General features: G+C 37.7%; 15 protein-coding genes, 1 pseudogene and 3 CRISPR repeat arrays (1 of these 19 only partly in view). Of the genes and pseudogenes, 2 read left to right on the forward strand and 14 right to left on the reverse strand.

Annotated elements, in window-relative coordinates:
• Positions 1 to 235: 235 nt before the first annotated feature.
• From BFU36_RS13335 to BFU36_RS14010, 3 genes are all read right to left on the reverse strand, one after another.
• Positions 236 to 655, reverse strand: coding sequence for a hypothetical protein (locus BFU36_RS13335; RefSeq protein WP_231961180.1), 420 nt, complete (start codon positions 653 to 655; stop codon positions 236 to 238).
• Positions 656 to 1496: 841 nt separating this feature from the next.
• Entirely contained in the window at positions 1497 to 1667 is a 171-nt protein-coding gene (locus BFU36_RS14005) for a hypothetical protein (protein ID WP_156770097.1), read from the reverse strand.
• Between the two features lie 196 nt (positions 1668 to 1863).
• Positions 1864 to 2076, reverse strand: coding sequence for a hypothetical protein (locus BFU36_RS14010; RefSeq protein ID WP_143576911.1), 213 nt, complete (start codon positions 2074 to 2076; stop codon positions 1864 to 1866).
• Between the two features lie 467 nt (positions 2077 to 2543).
• On the opposite strand from BFU36_RS14010, the gene BFU36_RS13340 reads away from it, so the two are divergent.
• Positions 2544 to 3218, forward strand: coding sequence for a metallophosphoesterase (locus tag BFU36_RS13340; protein ID WP_069284473.1), 675 nt, complete (start codon positions 2544 to 2546; stop codon positions 3216 to 3218).
• A gap of 89 nt (positions 3219 to 3307) precedes the next feature.
• On the opposite strand, the gene BFU36_RS13345 is transcribed toward BFU36_RS13340, so the two are convergent.
• From BFU36_RS13345 to cas4, 3 genes and pseudogenes are all read right to left on the reverse strand, one after another.
• Complete coding sequence (locus BFU36_RS13345; protein WP_069284474.1) at positions 3308 to 4183, reverse strand: hypothetical protein; 876 nt, start codon at positions 4181 to 4183, stop codon at positions 3308 to 3310.
• Positions 4184 to 4925: 742 nt separating this feature from the next.
• Positions 4926 to 5491, reverse strand: a pseudogene (locus BFU36_RS13350) (carotenoid biosynthesis protein).
• Between the two features lie 1432 nt (positions 5492 to 6923).
• Positions 6924 to 9597: a CRISPR direct-repeat array (repeat unit 25 nt; unit sequence CTTTCAATCCCGTATGGGATGCATC).
• Positions 9598 to 10044: 447 nt separating this feature from the next.
• Positions 10045 to 10617: a CRISPR-associated protein Cas4 gene (gene cas4, locus BFU36_RS13355; RefSeq protein WP_069284475.1), complete on the reverse strand. Its 573-nt coding sequence runs from the start codon at positions 10615 to 10617 to the stop codon at positions 10045 to 10047.
• A 541-nt stretch (positions 10618 to 11158) separates the two neighbouring features.
• Between cas4 and cas4a the strand changes: the two genes are divergently transcribed.
• The gene (cas4a, locus tag BFU36_RS13360; protein ID WP_069284476.1) at positions 11159 to 12022 is read left to right on the forward strand and encodes a type I-A CRISPR-associated protein Cas4/Csa1; all 864 of its coding nucleotides are present in this window, start codon (positions 11159 to 11161) and stop codon (positions 12020 to 12022) included.
• A gap of 1588 nt (positions 12023 to 13610) precedes the next feature.
• Here cas4a and crn1 read toward each other — a convergent pair.
• The 8 genes from crn1 to BFU36_RS13390 form a co-directional block, all read right to left on the reverse strand.
• The gene (crn1, locus tag BFU36_RS13365) at positions 13611 to 14144 is read right to left on the reverse strand and encodes a CRISPR-associated ring nuclease Crn1 (protein WP_069284477.1); all 534 of its coding nucleotides are present in this window, start codon (positions 14142 to 14144) and stop codon (positions 13611 to 13613) included.
• Between the two features lie 961 nt (positions 14145 to 15105).
• Positions 15106 to 19730: direct repeats of the CRISPR family, unit length 25 nt; unit sequence GATGCATCCCATACGGGATTGAAAG.
• A 1190-nt stretch (positions 19731 to 20920) separates the two neighbouring features.
• Positions 20921 to 21217, reverse strand: coding sequence for a hypothetical protein (locus BFU36_RS13375; protein ID WP_185957802.1), 297 nt, complete (start codon positions 21215 to 21217; stop codon positions 20921 to 20923).
• 149 nt (positions 21218 to 21366) lie between these two features.
• The gene (locus tag BFU36_RS13380) at positions 21367 to 21660 is read right to left on the reverse strand and encodes a hypothetical protein (RefSeq protein ID WP_069284480.1); all 294 of its coding nucleotides are present in this window, start codon (positions 21658 to 21660) and stop codon (positions 21367 to 21369) included.
• A 206-nt stretch (positions 21661 to 21866) separates the two neighbouring features.
• Positions 21867 to 21992, reverse strand: a complete 126-nt coding sequence (locus BFU36_RS14430) for a hypothetical protein (RefSeq protein WP_255446770.1) — start codon at positions 21990 to 21992, stop codon at positions 21867 to 21869.
• Positions 21986 to 22108, reverse strand: a complete 123-nt coding sequence (locus tag BFU36_RS14435) for a hypothetical protein (RefSeq protein WP_255446769.1) — start codon at positions 22106 to 22108, stop codon at positions 21986 to 21988. Before BFU36_RS14435 ends, BFU36_RS14430 begins: the two co-directional genes overlap by 7 nt.
• 183 nt (positions 22109 to 22291) lie before the next feature.
• Positions 22292 to 22477 (reverse strand): hypothetical protein, encoded by a 186-nt coding sequence (locus BFU36_RS13385; protein ID WP_143576864.1) that lies wholly within the window; start codon positions 22475 to 22477, stop codon positions 22292 to 22294.
• Positions 22478 to 22994: 517 nt separating this feature from the next.
• Entirely contained in the window at positions 22995 to 23162 is a 168-nt protein-coding gene (locus BFU36_RS14015; RefSeq protein ID WP_156770098.1) for a hypothetical protein, read from the reverse strand.
• A 237-nt stretch (positions 23163 to 23399) separates the two neighbouring features.
• Complete coding sequence (locus tag BFU36_RS13390) at positions 23400 to 23801, reverse strand: DUF3211 domain-containing protein (RefSeq protein ID WP_069284839.1); 402 nt, start codon at positions 23799 to 23801, stop codon at positions 23400 to 23402.
• A gap of 45 nt (positions 23802 to 23846) precedes the next feature.
• A CRISPR array of direct repeats spans positions 23847 to 26960; the repeat unit is 24 nt; unit sequence GTTTTAGTTTCTTGTCGTTAGTAC (it continues 3966 nt past the right edge of the window).

Raw genomic sequence — 26960 nt, forward strand, 5'->3', positions numbered from 1 at the left:
ATATATAAATGTTACTAGTATATATAAATGTTACTAGTAATACGTGGTGTAAGTTATAGCAGTGGGTGTGGAGGAAATGATTTCGTCTAACTGTTTTATGCAATTGGTTTAGAGTATATTGCGGAAGAATAAGCACCTTGCTAATGTGTTTCTTGTTGAGTTAAGTGCTGGGAAATCAAACCTATTCATCTTCTCGCCCTAAGTTTAAAAATACCCTTCCTAAGCAAAATTCAGTTTATATCAACCAAATTGTTGTCCACACACGGTGATCAAAGAGGTCTGCCAAAGATAGGGACTGCCTCCCTTTCCACTCAAGCTCTACACTACCTCCTGCAATGTTTACACCTCTAACCCCTGAAAGGATATCCCTGATCTTATCTAGAATTGAGGAGAAACTGTTGGAGAACAGGTTGTAGAGCTCTTGTCTTCCGTAGTTCTCCTTTAACCTCCTGCAGACAATTATTACGTGGTCTATACCTATCTCATTCAGTGCCACTAGCAGAGTTGACGTTTTGCCGATTCTCCTTATACCGGCTAGTAAAGGTCTGTATACATTTTTCTCTATCTCTTCTATTTCCCCTTCTCTATCGAATAACTCCTCTCTTGTCCTCTTTGGTCTCTCATCAAATAACAACTTCTCTCCCAGAATATACATTCACCCCCAGAAGTAATAAATCTTACATCAGTCTTTGAGATATTGGGGTCGTACATTAGATATGATTTATCCAACTTCTTCGATTTAGAGTTACTAAAACAAGATTTTAGTTCTTCAAAGTGAGGAAAGAATCCCCTTTATAGCGGGGAGGATGTCAGAAAGTATGTATAACAGAAAGCATATGTATAAATCTCTTTTCCTTATCCCAAATACGAGGAGGGTTTGATATCAGGGTTACACTTAGCCTACTGATTTACTCACCGTTCTCCTAATATGAGAGAGGTCTGCGTTATGTACTTGATTGGTTGGGGAAAATTGACCAGAAAAGGGGTTGCTAAATACAGTGTATGATAGAGAGAAATAGGACAAGTTATTAGCCTAACTAACTCTAACTAAGTCTTTTACTTGATCGAAACCCTTATCAAAACTCGCTATAAACTTCTCTCCAAGCGTTTTAATAACGGCTACCGAAGTGCAGTCAGTGAAGCTTAACTTATCATAAGTAGTTTAACATTCCCATGCTATGTTGAACAACGTTTCTGTTATCCCTACGAGTCCCGAGGGACCATTTTTTATTTGACTCATTATCGTCTTCCTTACATTAATTGAGTATTCCTTACCTTTACGGATTAAAACTAGGGTTAGAATCTCGTTAAAGATATAATCAGTTATGTATGGTTTACCGTAAACTCTATTTCATTAATTCTAAGGCTCTGGAGTGATTAGAATCAGATGAGTTCAAAAAGGAGAAGATAAAGGAGGTATCGAGTAAGATCAATCTTTATCACCACTATAAACGATTTTATCTATATCCTCAGGACTAACAACCCCATATCAGAGATTAAAGGAGATAAGGCTTCACTAAGTTTATAACGTGTTCATTGTTACTTTCATAGAACTCTAAAGGAAATTTATAGCCTCGTTCAAACTCACCCCTCTCGGCTTGCAATTTGCCAGCTATCTTTACCAACTTCTCCTTTGTCTCTCTCGATATTTTAATTACTTCCATCATAGCTATAGATGGTACTAAAAGTGTTAAAAGGTTACTAAGTATACTACTAAACCATTATTACCCTCAGGTAAGTTTAAAAAGCTTGAAGAGTGTGAGACGGCTTTCTTACCTCTTCCCGCCTAAAGAGAATTCTCTCAATTTATAATATTATTATAATCATGATATTAATGATAATAAAGTCAAAAACGAAAAATTTTTAAATAGGCTCTTTCAGAAGAAGAATTGGGAGTGGCGGGGAATGATGAACAGCTGACACACAGAGCCGTGAAGAACACCCCTCGGCTGACCCGCCACTCCCTAGTTTTCTTATATTGTTTTTAGAGTAAAAAGCTTTTCTTGAATTGAATTTACCTATCGCTGACATCCTCCCTGTCCTAAATGGTGAGGCTTCCTCAAACTTTGCCATCATATATAGACTCCTCTTCTCACTAACAGGTTCAGTATATCAAGAAATACCTTTCTTATTAACAGTTGCTACAATTTCTGATTAGCTTATATTTCAGCTGATATTCATGATGCGTTATTAACGTGACCTTTTACTTTTTTAATCAGTTCTTTACTTAACCCAGAAAATGGATTAGAAAAGATGTGTTAAAAATAGATACACTAATTAGTGGATATAGCGCCGTCATGAAGCTATAAATTGTGGTTGCAGTCCCATTTCAAACGTGTATAGTACGTACTTGAGTGTATGTATTTACTGCCTTTGTTGTTGACTAGTCTCATTGATAAGTTTGTGCTCCCGTTTACTGAATATATTACAAAAGTGAGGAAAGCCTCGTCCTTTAGGGCGGGGAGGAAGTCAGTGAGTACAGCAAATCATGTGGAAGTTAATTTAATAAATTACTCCTCTTTGTATAAAGCTATGAGACTCTACTGGTCAGTGACGTGCATAAGGCCTACAGAGTCTACAGAGGATATAACCAGTCTGTAGCAGTTGAATGGCTATTGGAAGTAATAGATAAAACAAATCCTCAGATCCTTATTTCTGCCGGAGATTGGGACGTAGGGATGACTCCAGAAGATTTCGGGAGAATATTATCAAAAGTAAACCTTCTAACAGTCTATGGCAATCACGAAAATTTTCCATTGATAGAGAACTATGCTATGCCAAATGGGAAAGTTTTCGAATTTGGGGATTTGAAAATTGCAGGAATTAACGGACTTGTAGGAGATGCTAATATCAAAGGGATACCTAGAACTACGCCAACTCATTTCATGAATGCTATTTATAAGATAAAAGAATCTGTTTCGAAACTGGACATTCTTATAACTCATCAACCTCCTTATATTCCAGATATATATCCTAACATGAGGGCAGATAACTACAGTAAGCTAGTATTTGAAGCAGTTGAAGAATTAAAACCTAGACTATTCTTTAACGGACACATGCATGTTGGCTGTTACTCTTATTATCAATTTCCCTCCGGAACTAAATATCTTAGAGTCGACAGCTCACAAACTCGTAGATGTTATGGATTATTAGAATCTGAAAAAAACGAAGTAAGAGTATATGAAGATAATGAGGAAATATTTTCGTTAATTTTCTAACCATTAATTTCTATATAAAGTTATGTTTAGATTTTATAGGGAATATAATAATAAATAAAAATACTACATAAAATCCTTTGTTAGCTTAATTACTTTTTGCTACTCCACATGCCTTCATCGAGGTATCCGGGGATAACGCCATTGGTATATTTCCATTTCCTCTCTTCGCAATCGTAATAGGGGAACTTGAGCCACGGTTCATTAATTTTCTCAGCTTCCCTGCTTACTTCTGTCCAGAATTTTGCTATATTTACCTTTGTATTGTTCCTATCACATATTCCTTCACGTGGTTGACTTCCGCATACCTCCAGATACGTGAAACGGCAGACATGTCTGTCCACAGCGACTGGTATGTTTTCCGGGTCACTTATTTTAAACAGCCCAAGGCTCCACATAATTCTTATATAAAGGCTCCCTATTTTAATACCTCCCAGTTCTCTAAACTTCTTTATCTCGAAAAAGACTTCATTCACCTTCCTTTTTACGGGCGTTATATTCCTAGGGTCTGAGTTATAATATGACTGGAGGCTCGAAGCGATGTCTAACCATATTTTGGCTGCATTCATATGTGACCTCGGTCTTATTAACCTCTTTATTATGTCAGCTAGCTCTTCTGGTCTATTCTCGTAATTTAAGATCACCTCTGGGTAAAACAGACCTTTTGGTACCTTAGGGTCTTCCCTAATCATCGTCCTCACATAAGCTTCCCTAAGCCTTTTCCAAAAAAAGTTAGCTCTAGTCTGGTAGTCAATTGCAACGCTAAAGGTGTAGTACAGTGCAGCCTCTTTGCTACATATGTCGAACCCATGAGTAGGAGGGATATATTCAGGTAGGTCAAATATTTGGGTATCTCCTAGTACGACCTTAGGCAGTCTATCAAATATTTTAGCAGCCACCTTGGCGAGATCTATGGCTATATTTACTGCTTTGCCTTTATTCTGAAAGAAGCAATTAATTGAACTCATATAATTTTAAAAGGATATTAACGTTTATAAACTTTTGTAAGAATAAAACCGAGACAAGGTGTTATAGTGTGAAGTTTAAAATGAGAAACCATTCCGTAATACTTTGTTGCACAACATGCAGGTGCTTAATGGACTAGTTCATGACTTTTTCAATTAAAACGTTTTTACGCTATCTAAAGCCCTATGGGCTATTTTGCTCCCCTAGCGTGTTTAAGTGCTTCTACATAAAATGGTTAGGTTTGACTTTCCTCATCTGTGAACAATTTATTAACTTAATTCTTACACGTAAAGGAAGTTTTTGAAATGTCTATAGAAATGATGTTTCATTACAAAGTGTGGTAAAGCCTCGACATTTATAGCGGGTAGGAGGTCACTTTACCCCCTTTATAGTTTTTAAATATATTATCACTCACCTTAACCTATGCTTCAAACCATCTTAGCTTACTTTATATCCCGTTTCCTAAAAACTCTCTTGATTATTTTTTTGTGTGCACAACAGTTTGGTTAAATTGAATTTTGCTTAGGAAAAGTATTTTTAGGGTTATTTATTGAGACGAGAACGGGTTTGATTTCCTAACACTCACCAGTGACGAGATAGCTAAAAATACTCTTCAATACGATTTACTCGAAATCTATTGGCATAAGTTGAAATATAGAGGTGGATGAAATTGTTGTCACACACTCCCCTACAATCTTTCTTCACTTAAAAACTCTACCCATGGTAAGGCTTGTCCTTCCTTTGTCATTTTCCCCTTAAGGTTAGGTAAATAATTGTAATAGTTAAGGCTAGTGAGAGCAGTGTAGCGACTCCTAAGGGCGTAAACAGTTGTGGTTTAGCTAAGATGAAGAAATACAACGAGAAAAGGAAATAGTCTATTGAGAACAAGACGTTATTCTGTGCCACCCCTTTAGGTCTATAGGCGAAGAGGAAAATTATAATTATTATTAAGGAGACGACATACCAGCCGATGAAGTTCGTTATAGGTATTCCAAACCAGTACGGTAAGGGATTGCTCTTCCAAACCCAGCTGTTACCATAATGGGGTCAACTGATAAGTCTATGACCACCATCATCAGGGGGAAGAGTATTAGCTTCAATCTCCTATTGAGACCCATAATCGGTAAATAGGATAGAAAAGAGAAGACCCCCCAACCTAATATCACAAAGACCGGTACCCCTAAGAAATAAGGGGGGAAGTCATATTCGTATCGTCCAAACGGTATCCCCGTCGTTAACCCTATTTTCTCGAAAACGAAGCCTATGAGCGTTGAGATGAGGAAGAGTACTGACAAATCCCTCCTCTTCAAACTTATTTAAGATTGAGAGGATGACGAAGAAGACCAAGAACGGGTCAAGGACAATCCCTAGGGTGAGTAGGATGAAGGCTATCAATTCCCTCTTATCCATACATAGGACACATATTTTTAGTCATTTTTATTTTTTACCTCTTTACGGTAGGGTTACTGCAAACTAGTAAGCCCATAAAGGAACCCTTGATCATTCACTGTGAGAGGGATAAAATACAAATAGCGTCGTCTATTTAGTATCTATCGATTTAGGCATTAACATGTTACCAACAGTTACAGTAGATGACGTTACTGTTCTCTTTTACCGTGGTTCAACAGTTAAAATCAAATTTTAGAAAGCGGATTTAGACAAGTTATGAGAAGATACAAGAAGAAGTGTTAAGGGAGAGACTATTTAAGAAACTGTACAGTAGGCTTCTCCACTACTTTAGCCTCCCATCTCGCTAAGTCATTGTGGGATAGGTGTTTACTTAGCCTACCCTTACTCAATCTCTCAAGATAAGGGAAATAAGTTCACTGTGAACATTTCGTAAACTCATCAAAGCTATTGTGCATAAGCTCTATGAATACGGAATAATGGTGTTTCTAGGCGTTGAGTATAATACTTCTGTGCTTTTAACAACGTTAAGATTGATAAGAAGCCTAGGGAAGTCATTAATTGCCCTTTAGGTAACAAGCTTCACAGCTAACGGAAAACATGATGAAACTGGGAATAAAGGAAATCGTAAGTGTATTAAAGAAGCCCCTTTCCTTCCTCGTAACGTCGAACTGAGTAACAAAGGGGAGTAACGCTTTAGACCTTGTAGGGCGTGGAGGAGGTCAGAAACGTAATTTAAGCCATTCAGTATGTTGCAGTTAATACTTCCATATCCGTCAAATAAAAGCTTCATTAAGAGAGAGTTCAGTGGGAAATAGTACCATCAGTAACTTAGAAAGACTTCATTTAGAAAGGTACTTATGCTGAGACCGGTAACAATAGCTAATAACGTAAGTTTCACTAAGAATTTTTTGTTGAACCTCTCTCGAGGTCAGTTAGTCCAAAGCGTATATAATTTGTATGAGTAGCTAACCTTCCTAGTTGTCCTTGAAATCATCCATCTAATGATAATTCTGCTTAACTAACTTTGTCAACTTCGTCTATCAACTTCAAAAACTAATTCTCATCTCGATCGCCGTCACTCGTTTACAAACCCCACTTAGAAGCTCATTTATTTTGTTCTCCTACTTTAGCATCATGTAACGAGACATTATATCCACCTTTAATTTTCAGTGTTTTGATTGTATCTTAATCTGTATTGGGACTCTGGGTAGCTCTGGTGGACGTAGAAAACCCTTGCGCTTACTAGGAGTGACGTCGACGTAATGCATGCGGACTTCTGGCTTAAATCCCGTAGCATTAACATCTGACCTCTTCCCCGCCTAATGAAAGAATCTTTCAATCCCGTTTGGGATGCATCATGTTGAAGAAAGCCTTACTAAATGACGAATTTATTATAATCTTTCAATCCCGTTTGGGATGCTTCCACAACATATCACTGTGGAAACAACAACCATGGACATATCTTTCAATCCCGTTTGGGATGCATCCGATAATAGTGTAGAGCTAGAATACATTTGGTACCCCACTTTCAATCCCTATTGGGATGCATCGCCACGGCTTACTAGTTTATGTGACAGATAGTGATATTGTCTTTCAATCCCTATTGGGATGCATCTACGATGAGCCATTAAATTGACCTACAAGAACTGCAAACTTTCAATCCCTATTGGGATGCATCAGGATGGAAGTGTAGCTTAAGTCCACCAGGGTATATTTGGTTTGCTTTCAATCCCTATTGGGATGCATCTAGAAAACATTAAATTTATACCACATACTACTTATATCTTTCAATCCCTATTGGGATGCATCTGGTTGAAATAATATCTAGTGGGTAACTCACACAAAAGAACTTTCAATCCCCATTGGGATGCATCTTTTATTTTCTTAGTTATTTCTCTAACTGCATAACCTTTTCTTTCAATCCCTATTGGGATGCATCGTGTAATGTTAATGGCTAAGTTTTCGTTAGTTGAAGGATACTTTCAATCCCTATTGGGATGCATCATGTTGATTGTGTACCAGAAGAGCTGTTCTGGTTCAATCCTCTTTCAATCCCTATTGGGATGCATCCAAGAATCTCTATATCTAAATCTAGATACTGAAAACTATTCTTTCAATCCCTATTGGGATGCATCAGACTTGACGCGATACGAATACAGCTAGGACTTACGAACTTTCAATCCCTATTGGGATGCATCCCGATGTAGTCTATGGCGCTATTATTGGTGCGTTTGCGAGCTTTCAATCCCGTTTGGGATGCATCGCAGCAAATAACAGAGGGAATGTATGTGCTGAACTACATACTTTCAATCCCTATTGGGATGCATCACTGATATACCTCTGTCTAAAGATGATGTATATTGGATTACTTTCAATCCCGTATGGGATGCATCTTCTCTCTCGTTTTTTCCTCCCTGTGCCGTTAATGGATCTTTCAATCCCGTATGGGATGCATCAATTGTGTAAAATCAAAAGTTAGATTTGAAGGGGGTGTAGTCTTTCAATCCCGTATGGGATGCATCCATGGCGATAAATATGAGACCAATTCCCCTTACCATTTTGACTTTCAATCCCGTATGGGATGCATCATTCGCAAATAGATATCTCGGTAACAACGAATCAGCTTTCAATCCCGTATGGGATGCATCTATGGGATATCCCATTGTTTATGCGAATAAGCGAGAAATGCTTTCAATCCCGTATGGGATGCATCTTGAAGATTGTAAGAGATTAACAAACGGCTGGAAATATATTCTTTCAATCCCGTATGGGATGCATCCTTAGGCGTACCTAATGGAGCACAAAGTAGCCATATTCTTTCTTTCAATCCCGTATGGGATGCATCGAAATATATTGTAAGTATATTTCAGATAAAGAAATTTGCAACTTTCAATCCCGTATGGGATGCATCTTTTACTGGGGAGTAAAATACAAAAAATACGAGGAGTGTGCTCTTTCAATCCCGTATGGGATGCATCAAAAAACATCATCGACTATATCTCTTACAATTTGATTTCTTTCAATCCCGTATGGGATGCATCACTATTGAAGCTACTGTTGGTAGAGTTGCAGAAATCCTCTTTCAATCCCGTATGGGATGCATCATTAAGAAGTTTTGAGAATATTATCGATAGGCTTATTGACTTTCAATCCCGTATGGGATGCATCTTGAACCAAAAATTAAATTTTCTCTCTCTCATCTCTCTTTCAATCCCGTATGGGATGCATCTACTAGAGTGTGTTAGTTTTTACTTAGAGGTGGAAAAAACTTTCAATCCCGTATGGGATGCATCAAGAAACAACTTGAGGTAATCAGTGTAGCTGAGGTTCCTGCTATCTTTCAATCCCGTATGGGATGCATCAGACGAGATAGTGAAGTTAAAGCCAATAAAGGTATACTACACTTTCAATCCCGTATGGGATGCATCAATAATCGTCACCGACATCCACCCCTACTACGGGCTAATCTTTCAATCCCGTATGGGATGCATCTTGAACCAAAAACGGGCGAGATACTGAGAGAGATCTTTCAATCCCGTATGGGATGCATCACCACCTAATTATTGCGTCTTTCGCGTCTGGGCTCTTCACTTTCAATCCCGTATGGGATGCATCCACTCATTTCTCTACGCCTCGGCTAATATATCGTTCTATTTTTCTTTCAATCCCGTATGGGATGCATCAATGTTGGCAGCAAGACCAATAAGTTTTGAGGAATTGCTTTCAATCCCGTATGGGATGCATCTTGATAGAGACGTATTTCAAAAAATACCCAGGGCAAGTCTTTCAATCCCGTATGGGATGCATCGCATATTTTACAAAATCTGGTAAAGAAATGAAATATTGTAATCTTTCAATCCCGTATGGGATGCATCATAAGGCAAGTAGGGAAGAAGTACCAAGCATATCTTTCCTTTCAATCCCGTATGGGATGCATCCAGATAGAGCCTTTCAACCCAGATGTCTCATCTCTTTTCCCTGCTTTCAATCCCGTATGGGATGCATCTGGTTTATTTATTAACCCCTATGCCTTATCTTTTCCTTCCCCTATAATAAATTTTACTTCTATTACCTTTTCCCTTCATGCGAGGGTTTTTCCTAGTAATAGTCTTTAACTTTTTTCCCTCGCATGGACTTTTAATTTATTTGAAAGTTTGGGTTAATTTATAAACGTTTAATTTACCAAATGATTCTCGCAACTCTCGCATTGAGACTCATACTTTTACACTTTTAAACCACTTAATGAAGGCGAACAATTATTGTTTGAATTAACGTACTATAAGGTTGTTATATCGCAACAAGGCGTTGAAAAGTTCACCGAAAATGATAGAATATATAAAACAGTTTTTAAGACAACGTTATAGTTATGTTTATAAAGAGGCTTAAATATACGCGTCATAACGTAAAAATTAGAAGGACGTTAGAATAAAAAGGTTTTATTACACTATAAAATCTATATTTCCCTCAAATAAAAATTACCATATTTGATTGGCTTACAGTAGTTAAAGAATCCACAGTTTTTACACTTTTTAGTAGGCTGTATTATTCTAATATTTTTACGGTTTTCATTTCTTTGTATTTTCCTTATATCGTCTATCATTTTCTCCACGTGGTCTTTGTCTTGACTTGTATAGGGTATTTTGAGTATTCTCTTTAGCGGGATGTAGTATAAGTAGGCTTCCTTCACTATCATGTTGAGTTTTTCCATGATGTATGAGTAAAATAATATTTGGAACTTATGATCTAGGGAAATTCTTCTGCTATTTTTTAAGTCGAGGGGAGAGTAATAGTAAGAGAATTTTAGAACGTAGTCTGGGATTCCGATTAAGTCCTTGTATCTGAGTACTGGTTTTTTAACTACTTGTTTGGCCTTCAGTGTAGGGTATAAGAAGTTCATGACTTTCTCCTTGTCCACCTCCTCTCCTTCAATCATCGCTTCAGTTATTCTCTCTTCAAAGCCAAGACTTTCTATTTGGATAATTGCGGGGCAGAAGATGTAATGTTTTATTGTGACTCCGCTGATCATTAAATATAATATTGTTAATCACTTTTAATTTTAATTTACTATTCTACTTACCAGTACAAATATATATTATAACGGCTTATGGAGAATACCCAGTTCCTAGTATAACATTAGCTATCCATGAATGTAATGTAATTAGCTTGACTGTAAAAGGATTTATTTTTACTTTAAATCAATAAAAGATTCATTAAAGTTTTTAATCTAATTATATTTTACTTATTTTTAACTTTTATTGGAAATGTTTCCTTTCAACTCTATGAAAGATTGACTAAACTTCTAAAGAAAAAGACTAACCTCCTCCTCCCCCTAAAGGGTTCTGTAAAGGTCTAAGGCATTACTCCCCTTTACTGGAGTTACTCCGTTAGAAGAGACTAAAAAGGACAATACGTTAACGATCTTCTCTTTACCCAGTACATTTAAAGCACCGTTAACTTCGCTGTGAAGTCTATGACCTAAAGGGCAGTTAATAACTCCCCTATAATAGGATCTGATAGATTCGTAAAAATAGCTTTAAGTATTTATTTTACCCGTCTATTCTTATAATATGTTCTTCACACTTACTGAAGTGTTATTGCTTGCGAAAAGAATCAGGCTCAGCCCTAAGGCTGTTTCAGAGGAGTTAAGGGGATGGCACTGGAATGAGCCACCGATCTACCACTCCTCCACTTACTTCTTAAACGTCTCTGACCTGACTAACGGTTTCTGTGAAACGGGGCGTTATGTGCATTTGAAGCATAAGGGTGTCAAGCCCGAAATCCCTGAGGGGGTCAACGATATCCATTACGTTTACTCTGAAGGTATACAGACGATAAAGAGACTGATCTATGAGGAAGGGGAAAACATGAGTGGGAATAGGCTAAGGACTTTAATGACAGACGAGTTTTATAGAGTCATGGCTAACGTCCATGATGTAGAAAAGGCAAAGATCCTATGGGACCACATAACTAACATCTACTCAGCTGAGATAGATAAATATAAGGCAAAACAGTTCCTTACTAGGGACTCCTTAGTCTCCCTTATAATACCTTTTCACGTCGAATACCCAATAGACGGTTCTCTTGTAGGACTTCAGAGTAATATCAGAGCTGACGCGTTTGTTCCTTTAATTCCGTTAATAGCTGAGATGAAGACTGGAAAGCAGAGAAGAGCCCATGAACTATCGTTAGTAGGTTACGCTTTAGCTATAGAAAGCCAGTTTGAGATCCCGATAGACTTCGGTTATCTATGTTACGTCATAGTCGACAAAAGCGTTTTAACTAACTGCAGGCTAATACACATTTCAGACTCTCTGAGAAGTGATTTCTTAGAGGTTAGGGACAGGGGGTTTGAGGCAATAGAGACTGACCCTGGAATGCCTAAGAGATGTGACGACTCTTGCCCATTTTTGAGGCACTGTAACAAATTATGACAAAGGAACGGCAAACCTTGGTGAAAAGTTTTTTATCGAAGGAAAATCGTTTGTGAGGGGTTTGGGTTTCATCGGATCTTATATCGAGGGCTTCACGGGAGTCTAGCGAATTCTTCGCCCTCCCCATTAGCGGGATAACCCACAGTGGGGGAACATCTTGGGCTATGCAAGCCTTTCGGGATACATCTGGCATTATGTAAAAAATGGAGTTACATAAACTTAATTCTTTCACTGAAACTGCTTTTCACGGAAAAAAAGGGGTAGTCTTAACGTGTCCCTCCTCCTTTCAAGTAGAGGGAAATTGTTTGGAGACCCAGCCCTCTCTAGGCGTTTGTCAAGTGATAAAACCATTGAACTGGGAAGAATGTCAGTTACACTCTGCCTTAAAAAGTAGGGAAAGCCATTTATTGCAAGAAAGATTTCCTATCCCTCCCTTAAGAGTTTTCCTCATCTATTCGTGCTTACATCTCTCATGTATCAGGAGGGTAAGAGAACCGTAGAGGTTCGTGATAACAATTACATCCCTATCATTCTCGCGACCAAGAAAAGCAACTACATCTTTTTCGCACTTCGGACAATCGGTAGAGGAATGATCACTTTTTATGCCTTCTACTAAATCAAATCTCACGCATGAGATACCATCTATTGACAAAATTAAAGGGGATTTGCTGAAACGTTTAACGTCACAACTCCCTTCCCAACTTTCCTAGCATAAGTCTAGCCTTTTTGCTAAAATTCTAAATTTTCTCTTCTTTTACCTCCTATCATATGCAAATCTTCAGCTAAACTCTTATAATAATGTGCCCTAAACGTGTTGGAGTACTAATTTACCAACTACAATCGCATTAATATCAGCACCATCTTTGACTAATATTGAGAAGAGGGACTTTCAAAAACGCCTTACCAGCCTTCAAGACTAACCCCTTCTTAATCATTCTCACCACCCTTTTTGGCTTCCCTCAATAATGATCCTTAAAACATTAAAAGCCTTTGACTTTTGAGAAGCAAAGTTATTGTGGAAAGATTGAGATGTGTGGACAACAATTTGGTTGATATATATTGAATTTTCTTTATCGTGGAAAAGTATTTTTAGGGTGAGAACGGGTTTAATTTCCTAACACTCACCTAACTCAACGAGATAGCAAGATGACTGAAAAATATTCTTCCACAATAGACTATAAGTCCAATTGCATAAACAAAAAATTTTACAGTTGGACGAAATTGTTGTCCACACACAGATTGAGTATCCCCTACACATCATGACTGCTCCTTAAGGATTCACATACTGGGAGAGGGACTCCTCAAGTTGAGGAAGTGAGTCAAAAGTTTTTTGATGGATTTGTAATCGGGCGAGAGTTTTAGGCAAAAAAGTAATTAAGTTTGTGCAACTTCTTTCGATGGTTTTTAATCTCCTTAATTTATCTCATACAGCTCTTCTTCCCGTAAAGGGACATAGTTATGGATATGCGATCTGTGACACTTCTTATCAAACGCTACACCTCTTTTCTTTGATAAGGGGTTGAAAGCTACTCTCTATCGGCTGTTTCTTTGTAGAGGGACTAACAGTGTTTTAAACCTTCTGGGTAATTCAAAAGAAAACTATAGTTCTAGCCTTACTCGTGTATAGATCACACAAGTAACCTAGGCACTGCCCCTTATCGTAAACACCTAACGCCTTATCCTTTATCTCATAATACCTCTTCTTAATCCTATCGTATTCCTCCTCATCTATTATACTGGTAACTAGGTGAGCACCTATCTCTCTTGCCGTTAAAGCTGCAGCTGCACTTATAGCCTTCCTTCCCCCGGTGAAGTCCAGATAATCCCCAACCTTCAAAACCTCTCTGAGCTTCTCCCTAACTGTGATGAAATCTTTAGGAGAGGATATATCGTCAAAAGGTAAAGTGATCTCCTTTACCTTAGTGAAGTTAACACAACACATGAACACTGCCTTAAGGACGTAGAATGTCTCCTTAGTCTCCCCAGTAGTGATCACTACTACTTCGTCCAAATCAACTTTATGAGGGGGGAAGGTCGAGATGTAGTCAGCGTTAGTCAGTTTCTCAAACGTCTCTACCGTACCACCGACAGTTTTACCTAGTGTGGCTACTAGTTTGACCATAATACAATGTTTTCAATTAACTTATTTATATTTTTTAGAAATGGAGCTATACATTCTGGCCACTAACAATTCCAAATAGTGGTCAACTAAAAAGTATTGCCAAAGATCCCCATGGAAGCCCATAGTATTTATGATAAAGAGAATGGGAAACCTCACCCTTTAAGGAGATCAGCGACGCAAACCATGAGACTCAAAAGTAAGTATAGCCCAATTCCCATAACTATTCACAGCCTTTTAATCACGTTTTCATATTAAAAAGGTAAACGATAATAATTAAAAACTTTTTGAGGATTAAAGACTATTTTATTTATTCAAAATTATATTTTGCTTCTATCTTAGGTTAAATTATACTTATAACGTTTTAATTCTTATAAAATTATAAAACCACTGCATGTAAAGAGATAAAAATGACTCGTAATATAGAAAAGCATATAATAAAATTATCTTTAATTAATCTCGTATAATATAAGAATTTAGGTAATATAATAAATATGATAAGTCGTGACATATATAGATTTTACAGTGTAATAAAACCTTTTTATTTTAACGTCGATCTAATTTTTACATTACAACGCGTATATTTAAGCTTCTTTATAAACATAACTATAACGTAGTCTTAAAAATCGTTTTATATATTCTATCATTTTCGGTGAACTTTTCAACGCCTTGTTGCGATATAACAACCTTATAGTACGTTAATTCAAACAATAATTGTTCGCCTTCATTAAGTGGTTTAAAAGTGTAAAAGTATGAGTCTCAATGCGAGAGTTGCGAGAATCATTTGGTAAATTAAACGTTTATAAATTAACCCAAACTTTCAAATAAATTAAAAGTCCATGCGAGGGAAAAAAGTTAAAGACTATTACTAGGAAAAACCCTCGCATGAAGGGAAAAGGTAATAGAAGTAAAATTTATTATAGGGGAAGGAAAAGATAAGGCATAGGGGTTAATAAACAAACCAGATGCATCCCATACGGGATTGAAAGATATTCCGGATGAAAAGGCATATGAAAAGTTAAAGGCGAAGATGCATCCCATACGGGATTGAAAGAATCATAAAAAGCATTTGATTTTGGCGCGTTAGCGCTTTGATGCATCCCATACGGGATTGAAAGAACTCAAAATCGCTGTATATCCCTCGCCGGCTCTATGAGGGATGCATCCCATACGGGATTGAAAGCATTACTAGTTTCCTCCATGTTAACGTCCACCACATCTGATGCATCCCATACGGGATTGAAAGTTTTATACAATATTGTTAAGAAACATCACCAATACTTCGATGCATCCCATACGGGATTGAAAGTATTAAACCAACGACTCCTTACGAATAGAGAGATAGAGATGCATCTCATACGGGATTGAAAGTGTGCTGTGATATTTGTATCAGTAAGCAATTTATCTAACAACGGATGCATCCCATACGGGATTGAAAGGTCAATAGCTCACCCCATATAACAGCTCATAATATGATGCATCCCATACGGGATTGAAAGGCTTTTGGATATTGCTTTTGGACTTCCTGTAACAGTGAAATCGATGCATCCCATACGGGATTGAAAGAAAATCTTCACCCCTTCCATGAGATGGATATAGAGCAATTGATGCATCCCATACGGGATTGAAAGGGTACAACTGGGTTCATTTCCCCAGTGTCTTCTGGCTCGATGCATCCCATACGGGATTGAAAGAATCTACAGTTTTTATCGCTGTGTGTACAATTATTTCTAAGGATGCATCCCATACGGGATTGAAAGTGAAAAAATTTCACTTTGGAAACCGTCTTGATATATTATTGATGCATCCCATACGGGATTGAAAGTTACTTAATTCGAATGTTCCATAATTCACAAAGACTTTAGGATGCATCCCATACGGGATTGAAAGAAATAAGCATGACCTTTTATCGTGCCAAACATATAATCATGATGCATCCCATACGGGATTGAAAGAGAATCACTAGGAGAAGGAGTAACTAAAGGAGTAGTAAAAGGGATGCATCCCATACGGGATTGAAAGGACCAACAATCAATGCCAACTTTGGCATATCATAGCCATGATGCATCCCATACGGGATTGAAAGACTGTGGCATATGTTAACCTAGCCACAATGACTAAAACGATGCATCCCATACGGGATTGAAAGAATGACCCTGATAATGGTATATGGAGTTTAGGTTTTTACATGATGCATCCCATACGGGATTGAAAGTTACTTAATTCGAATGTTCCATAATTCACAAAGACTTTAGGATGCATCCCATACGGGATTGAAAGAAATAAGCATGACCTTTTATCGTGCCAAACATATAATCATGATGCATCCCATACGGGATTGAAAGAAAAGTAAAACTAATTGGGGGCTAATAATAGGCGTAGTAGGATGCATCCCATACGGGATTGAAAGCTGTTATCGAGATATAATGATATTCTCCCATTCTGTATGATGCATCCCATACGGGATTGAAAGATAATGTCTTTATTTGAACTACAGAGGAATGGATGTCTTGATGCATCCCATACGGGATTGAAAGTACAATTTCCAGCACGTCAGACATACCCACTATGTCTAGGATGCATCCCATACGGGATTGAAAGTAATTTTTATAATTTCATCAGCAGTAACACGATAAAAGATGCATCCCATACGGGATTGAAAGATGTCTCATCGTCGGCAGACAGTGCTCTATTCATCTCAAGATGCATCCCATACGGGATTGAAAGATCAGTGGCTTCAGTCTTCTCTTATAATTCTCATACCTGATGCATCCCATACGGGATTGAAAGTATGTAAAATTTAGGGAAAATACCTAGAGGTCCAGTAAGAGGATGCATCCCATACGGGATTGAAAGAGTATATGTTCAACAGCTGAGAGACATTAACATTTTGCTGATGCATCCCATACGGGATTGAAAGAATTAATATATCTTCTGCGAGAGTTAGAGCCATTTTTTGATGCATCCCATACGGGATTGAAAGTCCCCATCCCCTTTGCTATCTCTTTTACCTGTGTCGCCGGATGCATCCCATAAGGGATTGAAAGTGATTCGTTAAATCGGGGAATTTAACGCGTTCAAACATTTGATGCATCCCATAAGGGATTGAAAGTTTTCTTCTTCATTAGCAAAGCGTACGCAGCTATACCAAGATGCATCCCATAAGGGATTGAAAGTTTATATCATCATCTTTCCGCATAGTCTCGGCGACCCGATGCATCCCATAAGGGATTGAAAGATATTAGCCAAAAGCCCCTTAAAGACTGACTTTCTCGATGCATCCCATAAGGGATTGAAAGGCGTTTCCACTGGCATAAGAACCACCTAGCTCTATTGGCGATGCATCCCATAAGGGATTGAAAGGATATATATGTACGACCATCACGAAACAAACCTAAAGTTGATGCATCCCATAAGGGATTGAAAGCACGTTACCAGTGCAATAGCGAGTGACTACAAACGAATACTGATGCATCCCATAAGGGATTGAAAGCGGTTTGACAATTATGAACGTATCGGTTTGCTTAAGCAATGATGCATCCCATAAGGGATTGAAAGATAGATGAATATTATAATCCTATAATTCCCCCATTAATCTTTCGATGCATCCCATAAGGGATTGAAAGCATCATGGCAGGGTCTTGACGCTGAGATAACAGCAATAAAGATGCATCCCATAAGGGATTGAAAGAAGATTTCTACTAACTTTTGCATTAACATCTCTCGCTTTTGATGCATCCCATAAGGGATTGAAAGTTGTCAACCTCGAAGTAGTACGGTATGCTTGCTAAAACCTGATGCATCCCATAAGGGATTGAAAGATTCTCGAAAATTGCAGTTGTGTTAGATGCAAAAATTACGGATGCATCCCATAAGGGATTGAAAGTTACAAAATCTGTAAAGTAGTTTTTCTGTAAAGCTAAACTGTGATGCATCCCATAAGGGATTGAAAGAGTTCTGTCTTGAACGCTGTTCTATTTCTCCATGTCTCTAGGATGCATCCCATAAGGGATTGAAAGATCGTCAACTACAACATATAACAATTTACAGATTACATTTGATGCATCCCATAAGGGATTGAAAGCTATATCTTGTGTTGTGCTCTTTAAACATGGCTTTGAAAAAGATGCATCCCATAAGGGATTGAAAGTTATGAATGTGGTAGATGCCATCTGGTATTGGCATTAGAACAAGATGCATCCCATAAGGGATTGAAAGTCTTTTAACGCGTTCAAAAATATTTGCCATACCCCTATTTGGATGCATCCCATAAGGGATTGAAAGAAGAAACAAAATTATACATAAGTAATGCCAGCTTACTTTGTGTGATGCATCCCATAAGGGATTGAAAGTAACTAACATAGTAACCATTCTGTGCCCATGGCTCCCACTGATGCATCCCATAAGGGATTGAAAGCCAACCCCAGCTGTTAGGGGGGAAGAGCCAGCAATCGGATGCATCCCATAAGGGATTGAAAGGAATAACACTGTTTATATGATTGATCACCATGAATCAAAGATGCATCCCATAAGGGATTGAAAGATTGGGATTAGCTAGAACTTGTGCACTTTGAGGGATAACATGATGCATCCCATAAGGGATTGAAAGATTCCTTTCTGCATTTTTACGTAATCTGGTTTATCGTAAGATGCATCCCATAAGGGATTGAAAGACCGTATAAGGCTGATTTTGTGGTTGTGCAGAGATTATTGATGCATCCCATAAGGGATTGAAAGTTGCAGCTACATTTGGATGGCTCAGTGCGAAGAATGATACGTGATGCATCCCATAAGGGATTGAAAGCCTAATTTCTCTGTTGGTCTATTCCAGCCTAGTAGTTCCTGATGCATCCCCAACGGGATTGAAAGCTGTGATGTTTCTCATGTTATATATGTCCAGCTTCCATTCTGATGCATCCCCAACGGGATTGAAAGTTATTTCCTAAAATTTGGATGTGCCTACTGGTATGAGATGCATCCCCAACGGGATTGAAAGAGACATCCCCCTTTCTTTCCCTAACCACTCTGGCTTAAAGGATGCATCCCCAACGGGATTGAAAGATTGCTAACCAGTACTCATCTGTTCCTTTTCTTTTTCCCGCGATGCATCCCCAACGGGATTGAAAGCTCTACTATTTGATTTGCGATGTTCATAGCGTCGTTTTCATGATGCATCCCCAACGGGATTGAAAGCGTTTGAATATATTGTTGTAGTATGTCTAACGCCTTTAAGATGCATCCCATAAGGGATTGAAAGCCTAGACTTCCTACTGCCACTAAATATACCGTAACTCCTGATGCATCCCAAACGGGATTGAAAGACTACTGATCTCTATAGTGATAAGGGAAGAGATAGGATATGATGCATCCAAATAGGGATTGAAAGGTGAAACTGTTCTGCATTGATGTCACTGCAGTGACAGTCGTATTGATGCATCCCAATAGGGATTGAAAGTTGGACTTATATCCTCTTCAGGGGTTTGGGAAACTTGCGGGTTCGATGCATCCAAATAGGGATTGAAAGGTAGAGTTGAGTAATCCCATAGTATGGAAAATACTGTAACGATGTATCTCAAAAGAGATTGAAAGGAGCTGTCTATAGCGCATTTGTGTTCAACTAATCTACGAGAGATGCATCCTAAAAGGATAAAGCACATAAATCCTTTTTACATGGTAGCTGGAGTTAGGTTTAATTCTGTAGCTTCATCTCTTCACAGTTAACCCTTACGTAACCCTTATCTAATGAACTTGGAAAAGTTATATTCTTATTCTGATAAAGTGGGGGAGTCAGAGTAGCTTATCATGAAAATTTTAAAGCAGTCAAAAAAAGTTGGCGAAGAAAAGATAGAAACCATTAATTTATCTTGAATTTTATTATTAATGTACGAAATCAATATATGATACCGTGTTTGCTTTGGTTTTAATAATCCTTCCATTCAATACTCGAAAACTGTTACCCTCAGTCTCCCTTATTAAGTTCTCTAAAATCTTAGATTGCTGGGTTTGAAGGGAGTATATTACCGGTAAGTTTTAAGAAAGTTTTCATCTCATTAATTTTATACGGATTATTATATACACAGTATAGCTCTGCTAAGTTCGTAAAGATCATCTTTAATAGTCCGTCCTTTATGTACTCTTCTTTGGGAAGGACCTTTGACTTCGAATTTTTAGCCCTTATTATACATGCAACTCCCTTCTCCAAATTTACGTGCTCATCTATGGTAAGATTGTATACTCCACATTTTCAATACTTAATTACGCTTTTTTACCACTTATCCTCTCTTTAAGGTTAAATAGTTAAGACTTCCCTTTGTTGAGCTTTGTTTGACTGTTCTGTGTGTTGACATTTTTATATAAACTGAATTTTCTTTACTGTGGAAAAGTATTTTAGAGTTTAATTTCCTAGCACTTAACTCAAAGAGAAACACTAGCTGAAAAATATACTCTAAAGTAAAATGGACGAAATCGTTGTCCACACGCTGAAACTGCTTACCACGGCAACGCGACGGCATAAAAAATTACTTGAAATCAAATCATAATTGACAGACAAGGTAATGTGAAGGTGGAAAAATTGATGAAAAGAAGGGTCAACCCTTTAGGGCATGAAGGAGATTAGAAGTGAAGACTAACTTCGCATTAAGAGACTTGTAATCAGCAAATAAAAGGACTTACATGAGGAAGATAGACAGTCAGTAAAACACTAGAATATAGGTGTATCTATGACTTCATGATACTACATTAATAAGGCCTTAGCTAGACTACTAATTCGGTACTTACTCTTACTCTTTACCGTAAAGAGTGACAGATCTCTTATACGGATCACCTCCAAAGAGTAAGAACTCAGCTAGACGGTCTAAAATTGCATTCTCACCTTTAAGATCCTGGAGTAGTCTTGGGAACTCTGGAAATTCCACCTTTATGTGTGCAATCTTTTCTAGTAAATCAGTTACGTTGATTAGCTGTGGCTGTAATGCCCTTTGAGAGCTTTCGTTCTTCCCTATTCTCCATACTAATGCGCTTACACCTTCTTGATCAAACGCGTATAAGGTCTCTCCCACTGATAGTGCATATATCAACGTCGCTTTAATTGTCAACTGAGTTTATACTCTTACCTTCAACACTGTAATAACGATAAATTTACTCATTTTCTCCTCTGGTATCAGAGATATTAGGGTAATAGTTGTCTTTTTTATATACTTAACTATCAGAGTACCAGCTATTATACCTAGCGTCGAGAGGAAGAAACAAGTCCCGCAAACCTATACAGCGTATGATCAATATTGTAATTTTTACCATAATATTTACCGTAGAAAAATGAAATAGGGAGGTAAGTAGTATAGAGAACTTTTGAGTCAGACCTTCCCTCCCCATTCTTCTCCTTATGTCCAAGGTCTTTATATGTGAGTAGGTTAAGCTTATTAGAACTGTTTTTGAAGTTATTAATCCACTTCTTCTTAATCCACGCTACGTTTATGTTAGAGTCATTTATCTTCCCTATTACGCTACAGGAATTAATCATATCCTTATTTTTATTATATGCTTCTGTTTCCTCATTAATTAGTTCAATTTATCGGAGTTTGAAAAATCTCCACAAACTTTGTACTTCTCGCCTATTCTGACAACATATCGTACAACCTAACTAGTCCGTGCATAATTAATGAGTCAGTTATTAATCCGTGCCAAGGGCTTTCAAGACGTTTTATTTTGTTTACACCTCTTCCTAATTCAGCTCCTCCATTTTGCTAATCCAAGTTGATCATCTTTACCAGTCTTCCTATTGAGAGTAGCAGCAACAGAGTCAATTACTGTTAAGGGGTGTAAGAATGCTGACACCTTATTCCTTATTACCAACGATTTATAACTATCTTCTTAATTTTATATACCTCATCTCTCTTTTTGTTAACTTCATTTATTATATCAGCCATGGACGTAATGTAATCCTGCTTTATGTTACAATTTGCCTTCATATTTACTACATCACGTGAGGGTTCTAGATCTGCCGAATATATTACAGCCTTGACGGTTGAGAGGAGGACAATCCTCTCGTTCCTTTGACTGGTATACCCGATTCGTGGTGTAACAGTTGAAACTATACATTCTCGTCATATCCGATTTTACTTACGTAACGCTCAATGCTTCACGCCTATAAGTCACCCTATTTCCGGTCCAATACTCTTTAAAAAGTCTTCCAGCATCACGACTAGTTTCAACTCGTCCACGCTTTGATTGTTAAGTACTCTCGTTAAACTCCTCGTATAATACAACTTTATGTCCCACACTCTTATCATGCAACAGACCATATAATGCTCTTCCTTTACATTCATTTTATCCCTCACACTTTTGCCCTCCTCAGGCACTTCTCATCGGAGAAAATTGATGAAGAGTTTAATTGTGTGAAATAAGTGATCTAGCCAACTCGTTACAACCAAAACACTTACCTAAGAGTGACAGACCACACTGCTCCTTGAATAGTCGTGAGTACGATAACCCTAATTGCACTTAGTACACATGCTTTATAGGAAAAAAGGAAACCTTATTTTAGCGACTATAACAGTACGCACCATTACAGACCGTTCAATAGCTTTTTGGAAAACTCCTCAATACTTCTGACCTCCTCTATCGTTAATGCCTCTCCATCTGGTTTACCCTTCACAGTCTTTAGCGTAACATGGGAGAATAACCTTCTTTGAAATAGGCTTAACGTAATTATATCTGCTAAAAGCTCTTTATAATCTGGCAGCTTCCATGTATCAAATAATTCGATAGTCTGTCCTTATACCTATCATCTCTACTGGTTTTAATACTCCTAAATAGCCTGTTTTAAGCCTACTCCCTTCAACAACATCTCTACAACTAGTATGAAAGCTTTATTAATGTTCTTAGTGTGTGGACAACAATTTCATCCATATTATGCCAATAGATTTCGAGTAAATAATGTTGAAGAATATTTTTAGCCATCTCGTCATTGGTGAGTGTTAGGAAATCAAACCCATTCTCGTCCCAATAGATGAGTTGCCTCACACAAAACACTTTTCCACAATAGACAAAATTCAATTTATATCAACCAAATTGTTGCCCACACACTTAAGAAAACTAATTATTTAAATGTTTTTGTATCTTCATCAGAAACCCAACTCCTTGTCGTCATTATATCGACCATTTACCCTCACCCCATTGCCTTAGTTTCTTGTCGTAAGTACGGGCGAAGTTTCTCTAGGCTAGCAAGACCAACAGGTTCGAAAGTCCAGCTACAGCCTCCTATTTACCTCCTGTGGTAACTCCTTCCTCTTTTAGCCTCTTGACGAACTGGTCGAACCACCTATCCATGAAGAGGATCCCAGAGAACCTCTCCATCCAACCCTCGTACTCGAACCTGAGCTCCACTTGAGAGTCAGCAACTCTTATTACGAGTTTCCCCTCCCCTTTCCCGGTACCGGCTGTGAGGTAGATCTTATAGGTTATCTGTTCTCCCTTATTGAGTATCCCGTAGATGTGGAACCTCATCCCCATGAACCTTCCGTATGCATTAAAGGAGTCGCCGGTCACCTCCACTTCCTTTATAGGTGGGAAGAGCCTGGGGAGCACAAACTCCGGGTCCGAAAGGACTGAGTACAGCTGAGAGTTGCTGTATGGGAGGTGAATCGTGACGGATTTCTCCATAGACATAATTAATCTCTCCCCCTTATAAAGATTTGGCAATTAGGAGGTTTAGTTTCTTGTCGTTAGTACTGAGGCCACGTTAGGTTTCTCAGAGCAAAGCTTAGTTTTAGTTTCTTGTCGTTAGTACACTTATAACTACACTTCACCTATGTATGTAACAGTGTTTTAGTTTCTTGTCGTTAGTACCTGAACAGCCCTGAAGAGAGTATCGCGGAACAGGTAGTTTTAGTTTCTTGTCGTTAGTACATGCCTCGTGATCTTTCAAACCCATTACGATGCGAGGTTTTAGTTTCTTGTCGTTAGTACCTTCCGGTAATTATGATTAGACCCAACTTATTTTGTTTTAGTTTCTTGTCGTTAGTACGATAAATCCTATTAATATAATTAAGAATTTCACAAAGTTTTAGTTTCTTGTCGTTAGTACGCTTAACATTTAAATTATTGAGTGCAGAAAAAGAAGTTTTAGTTTCTTGTCGTTAGTACTGTATCTTTTTGATTCCTGAACAGCCATTTATACGTTTTAGTTTCTTGTCGTTAGTACACCTCTGTAATCCTTTTCAGTATTTCTCGGAAATGTTTTAGTTTCTTGTCGTTAGTACAAAGAGCTAGCCAGGACAGATAAGAAGCTACTTATAACGTTTTAGTTTCTTGTCGTTAGTACATTTTCTCAGGGGATATTCTACGTTATTTGTTAATGTTTTAGTTTCTTGTCGTTAGTACGATATTTCACGTTATGCAATACACAATTTTGAGAAAGTTTTAGTTTCTTGTCGTTAGTACAAGGGGTTAACAGCTTAATGGAGTTCTATTATGAGTTTTAGTTTCTTGTCGTTAGTACTAGGGTTTTACATAGGAAGGCTTCCAAAAGGCTATGTTTTAGTTTCTTGTCGTTAGTACACTAAAAGCAATAATTTACCAGTTTTTGTAAAATATTTGAGTTTTAGTTTCTTGTCGTTAGTACATTGTTGTATTTATTTGTCACTGGCAACCCAAATGTTTTAGTTTCTTGTCGTTAGTACCTTTTGATGTAAATGTTCTCAACAGCATCATAAAAGTGTTTTAGTTTCTTGTCGTTAGTACACTGATTGCACACCAGATAGGGTGACTTTTAGCAGTTTTAGTTTCTTGTCGTTAGTACTATTATCTCTTCAAGTTTATTCACGATCTGCCATGTTTTAGTTTCTTGTCGTTAGTACACTTCTGCACTGTCTGACATTACCTGCACAGCTTTATTAAGTTTTAGTTTCTTGTCGTTAGTACGTTTTGGTTTAATGGGAAAGGCTGTAATGTAGTGTTGTTTTAGTTTCTTGTCGTTAGTACAACAAATTCTACAATACGTAGCGCAGGGATACAATGTTTTAGTTTCTTGTCATTAGTACTTATACATTCAGTAACGCTGTACAACAGATGGCGCAAACGTTTTAGTTTCTTGTCGTTAGTACCCTGCTGTAAGTTATTAATGTTCCTCTGCAACGTTTGGTTTTAGTTTCTTGTCGTTAGTACGATTTCGCTGTATATACCAGGTAATTGTTGTAAAGTTTTAGTTTCTTGTCGTTAGTACTTATAGGATATCTCTATACCATTAGCCTTCATCTGTTTTAGTTTCTTGTCGTTAGTACAGGGCTCGCCAGGGTCTTCGTAGCGTACAATTACTCGTTTTAGTTTCTTGTCGTTAGTACTATAGATGCGTACAACGAGGCGATAGATCAGCTTGTTTTAGTTTCTTGTCGTTAGTACTCGTATGACGAGGACACAGCGAGATACAGGATAACCGTTTTAGTTTCTTGTCGTTAGTACTTACCATATGCGGACAGAGTACTGAAAATCCGATAGTTTTAGTTTCTTGTCGTTAGTACATGCGCTAGGTAGTGTCTCTTTCAGTGTTGATATTGTTTTAGTTTCTTGTCGTTAGTACATATGTGAAACTTACCGAAAAAGCTTTCCAGACTATGGTTTTAGTTTCTTGTCGTTAGTACAAACCTACCTAATGAAGTGGCTAGCTCAGAAGATAAGTGTTTTAGTTTCTTGTCGTTAGTACATATTCAGAAGCAGTTATAATCGAGATCGAATCACCTGTTTTAGTTTCTTGTCGTTAGTACGACTGTAGGCATTTGAGGAAGATAAGCCCTAGCTCTGTTTTAGTTTCTTGTCGTTAGTACGATTTATCAATTGTCCCGATAAACAACGTAATAATGTTTTAGTTTCTTGTCGTTAGTACGGGGTACAGTATAATTTTTGAAATCTTTGTGTGATATGTTTTAGTTTCTTGTCGTTAGTACAGATATCGTAATAAAGACTGGGGGTAAAGGACATTTAGTTTTAGTTTCTTGTCGTTAGTACTACAGCAAAATGCAAACAATAACAATCAGAAAACAGATGTTTTAGTTTCTTGTCGTTAGTACAATAAATCTAGGTTGAACGGAGGTTCAAGATAACTCTGTTTTAGTTTCTTGTCGTTAGTACGCATTGTTTTCCCCCCAGCTAACGCTTGCAGTCTTACAGTTTTAGTTTCTTGTCGTTAGTACTAGGGGCATTTACATTAAAAGGATTTGATGCTTTAGGTTTTAGTTTCTTGTCGTTAGTACATCTTACTAGGCTAGATAGATACTTTACGGCATTTGGGTTTTAGTTTCTTGTCGTTAGTACCCTAAAGAATAAGAACCATATCAACAATAGGATAATTATAATGTTTTAGTTTCTTGTCGTTAGTACGGAGAACTTCCGCCACTACCACCCGCCCCTCCACGTTTTAGTTTCTTGTCGTTAGTACCTTGTTTCAATATCGACTTATATCGCACTTTACACGTTTTAGTTTCTTGTCGTTAGTACATACACAACATCTCTACGACTTTATAGCGATTTGAAGTTTTAGTTTCTTGTCGTTAGTACCTCTTGTGGGTGTTAATGTGGCTACAGACTTTACCAGTTTTAGTTTCTTGTCGTTAGTACCATGTATAGTAATCAGCTGGGAGTTCCTCAAGCCTGTTTTAGTTTCTTGTCGTTAGTACAAACTAAGTTTGATTTTGCAAAGAATGAGATTCTGTTTTAGTTTCTTGTCGTTAGTACGATATATTATGTCACAACATTCCACTTGAGATAAAGTTTTAGTTTCTTGTCGTTAGTACTCTTCCTTCTTTAAGGTATCTGTAAGTCCAGGGT

Origin of the sequence: Sulfolobus sp. A20, from assembly GCF_001719125.1 — an archaeon.
GTDB lineage: Archaea > Thermoproteota > Thermoprotei_A > Sulfolobales > Sulfolobaceae > Saccharolobus.

Coding starts and splice junctions, on each gene's coding strand:
- BFU36_RS13335 (WP_231961180.1), bottom strand. CDS start 655: ATGTATATTCTGGGAGAGAAGTTGTTATTTGATGAGAGACCAAAGAGG.
- BFU36_RS14005 (WP_156770097.1), bottom strand. CDS start 1,667: ATGATGGAAGTAATTAAAATATCGAGAGAGACAAAGGAGAAGTTGGTA.
- BFU36_RS14010 (WP_143576911.1), bottom strand. CDS start 2,076: ATGATGGCAAAGTTTGAGGAAGCCTCACCATTTAGGACAGGGAGGATG.
- BFU36_RS13345 (WP_069284474.1), bottom strand. CDS start 4,183: ATGAGTTCAATTAATTGCTTCTTTCAGAATAAAGGCAAAGCAGTAAAT.
- cas4 (WP_069284475.1), bottom strand. CDS start 10,617: ATGATCAGCGGAGTCACAATAAAACATTACATCTTCTGCCCCGCAATT.
- cas4a (WP_069284476.1), top strand. CDS start 11,159: ATGTTCTTCACACTTACTGAAGTGTTATTGCTTGCGAAAAGAATCAGG.
- crn1 (WP_069284477.1), bottom strand. CDS start 14,144: ATGGTCAAACTAGTAGCCACACTAGGTAAAACTGTCGGTGGTACGGTA.
- BFU36_RS13380 (WP_069284480.1), bottom strand. CDS start 21,660: ATGATTAATTCCTGTAGCGTAATAGGGAAGATAAATGACTCTAACATA.
- BFU36_RS14435 (WP_255446769.1), bottom strand. CDS start 22,108: ATGAAGGCAAATTGTAACATAAAGCAGGATTACATTACGTCCATGGCT.
- BFU36_RS13390 (WP_069284839.1), bottom strand. CDS start 23,801: ATGGAGAAATCCGTCACGATTCACCTCCCATACAGCAACTCTCAGCTG.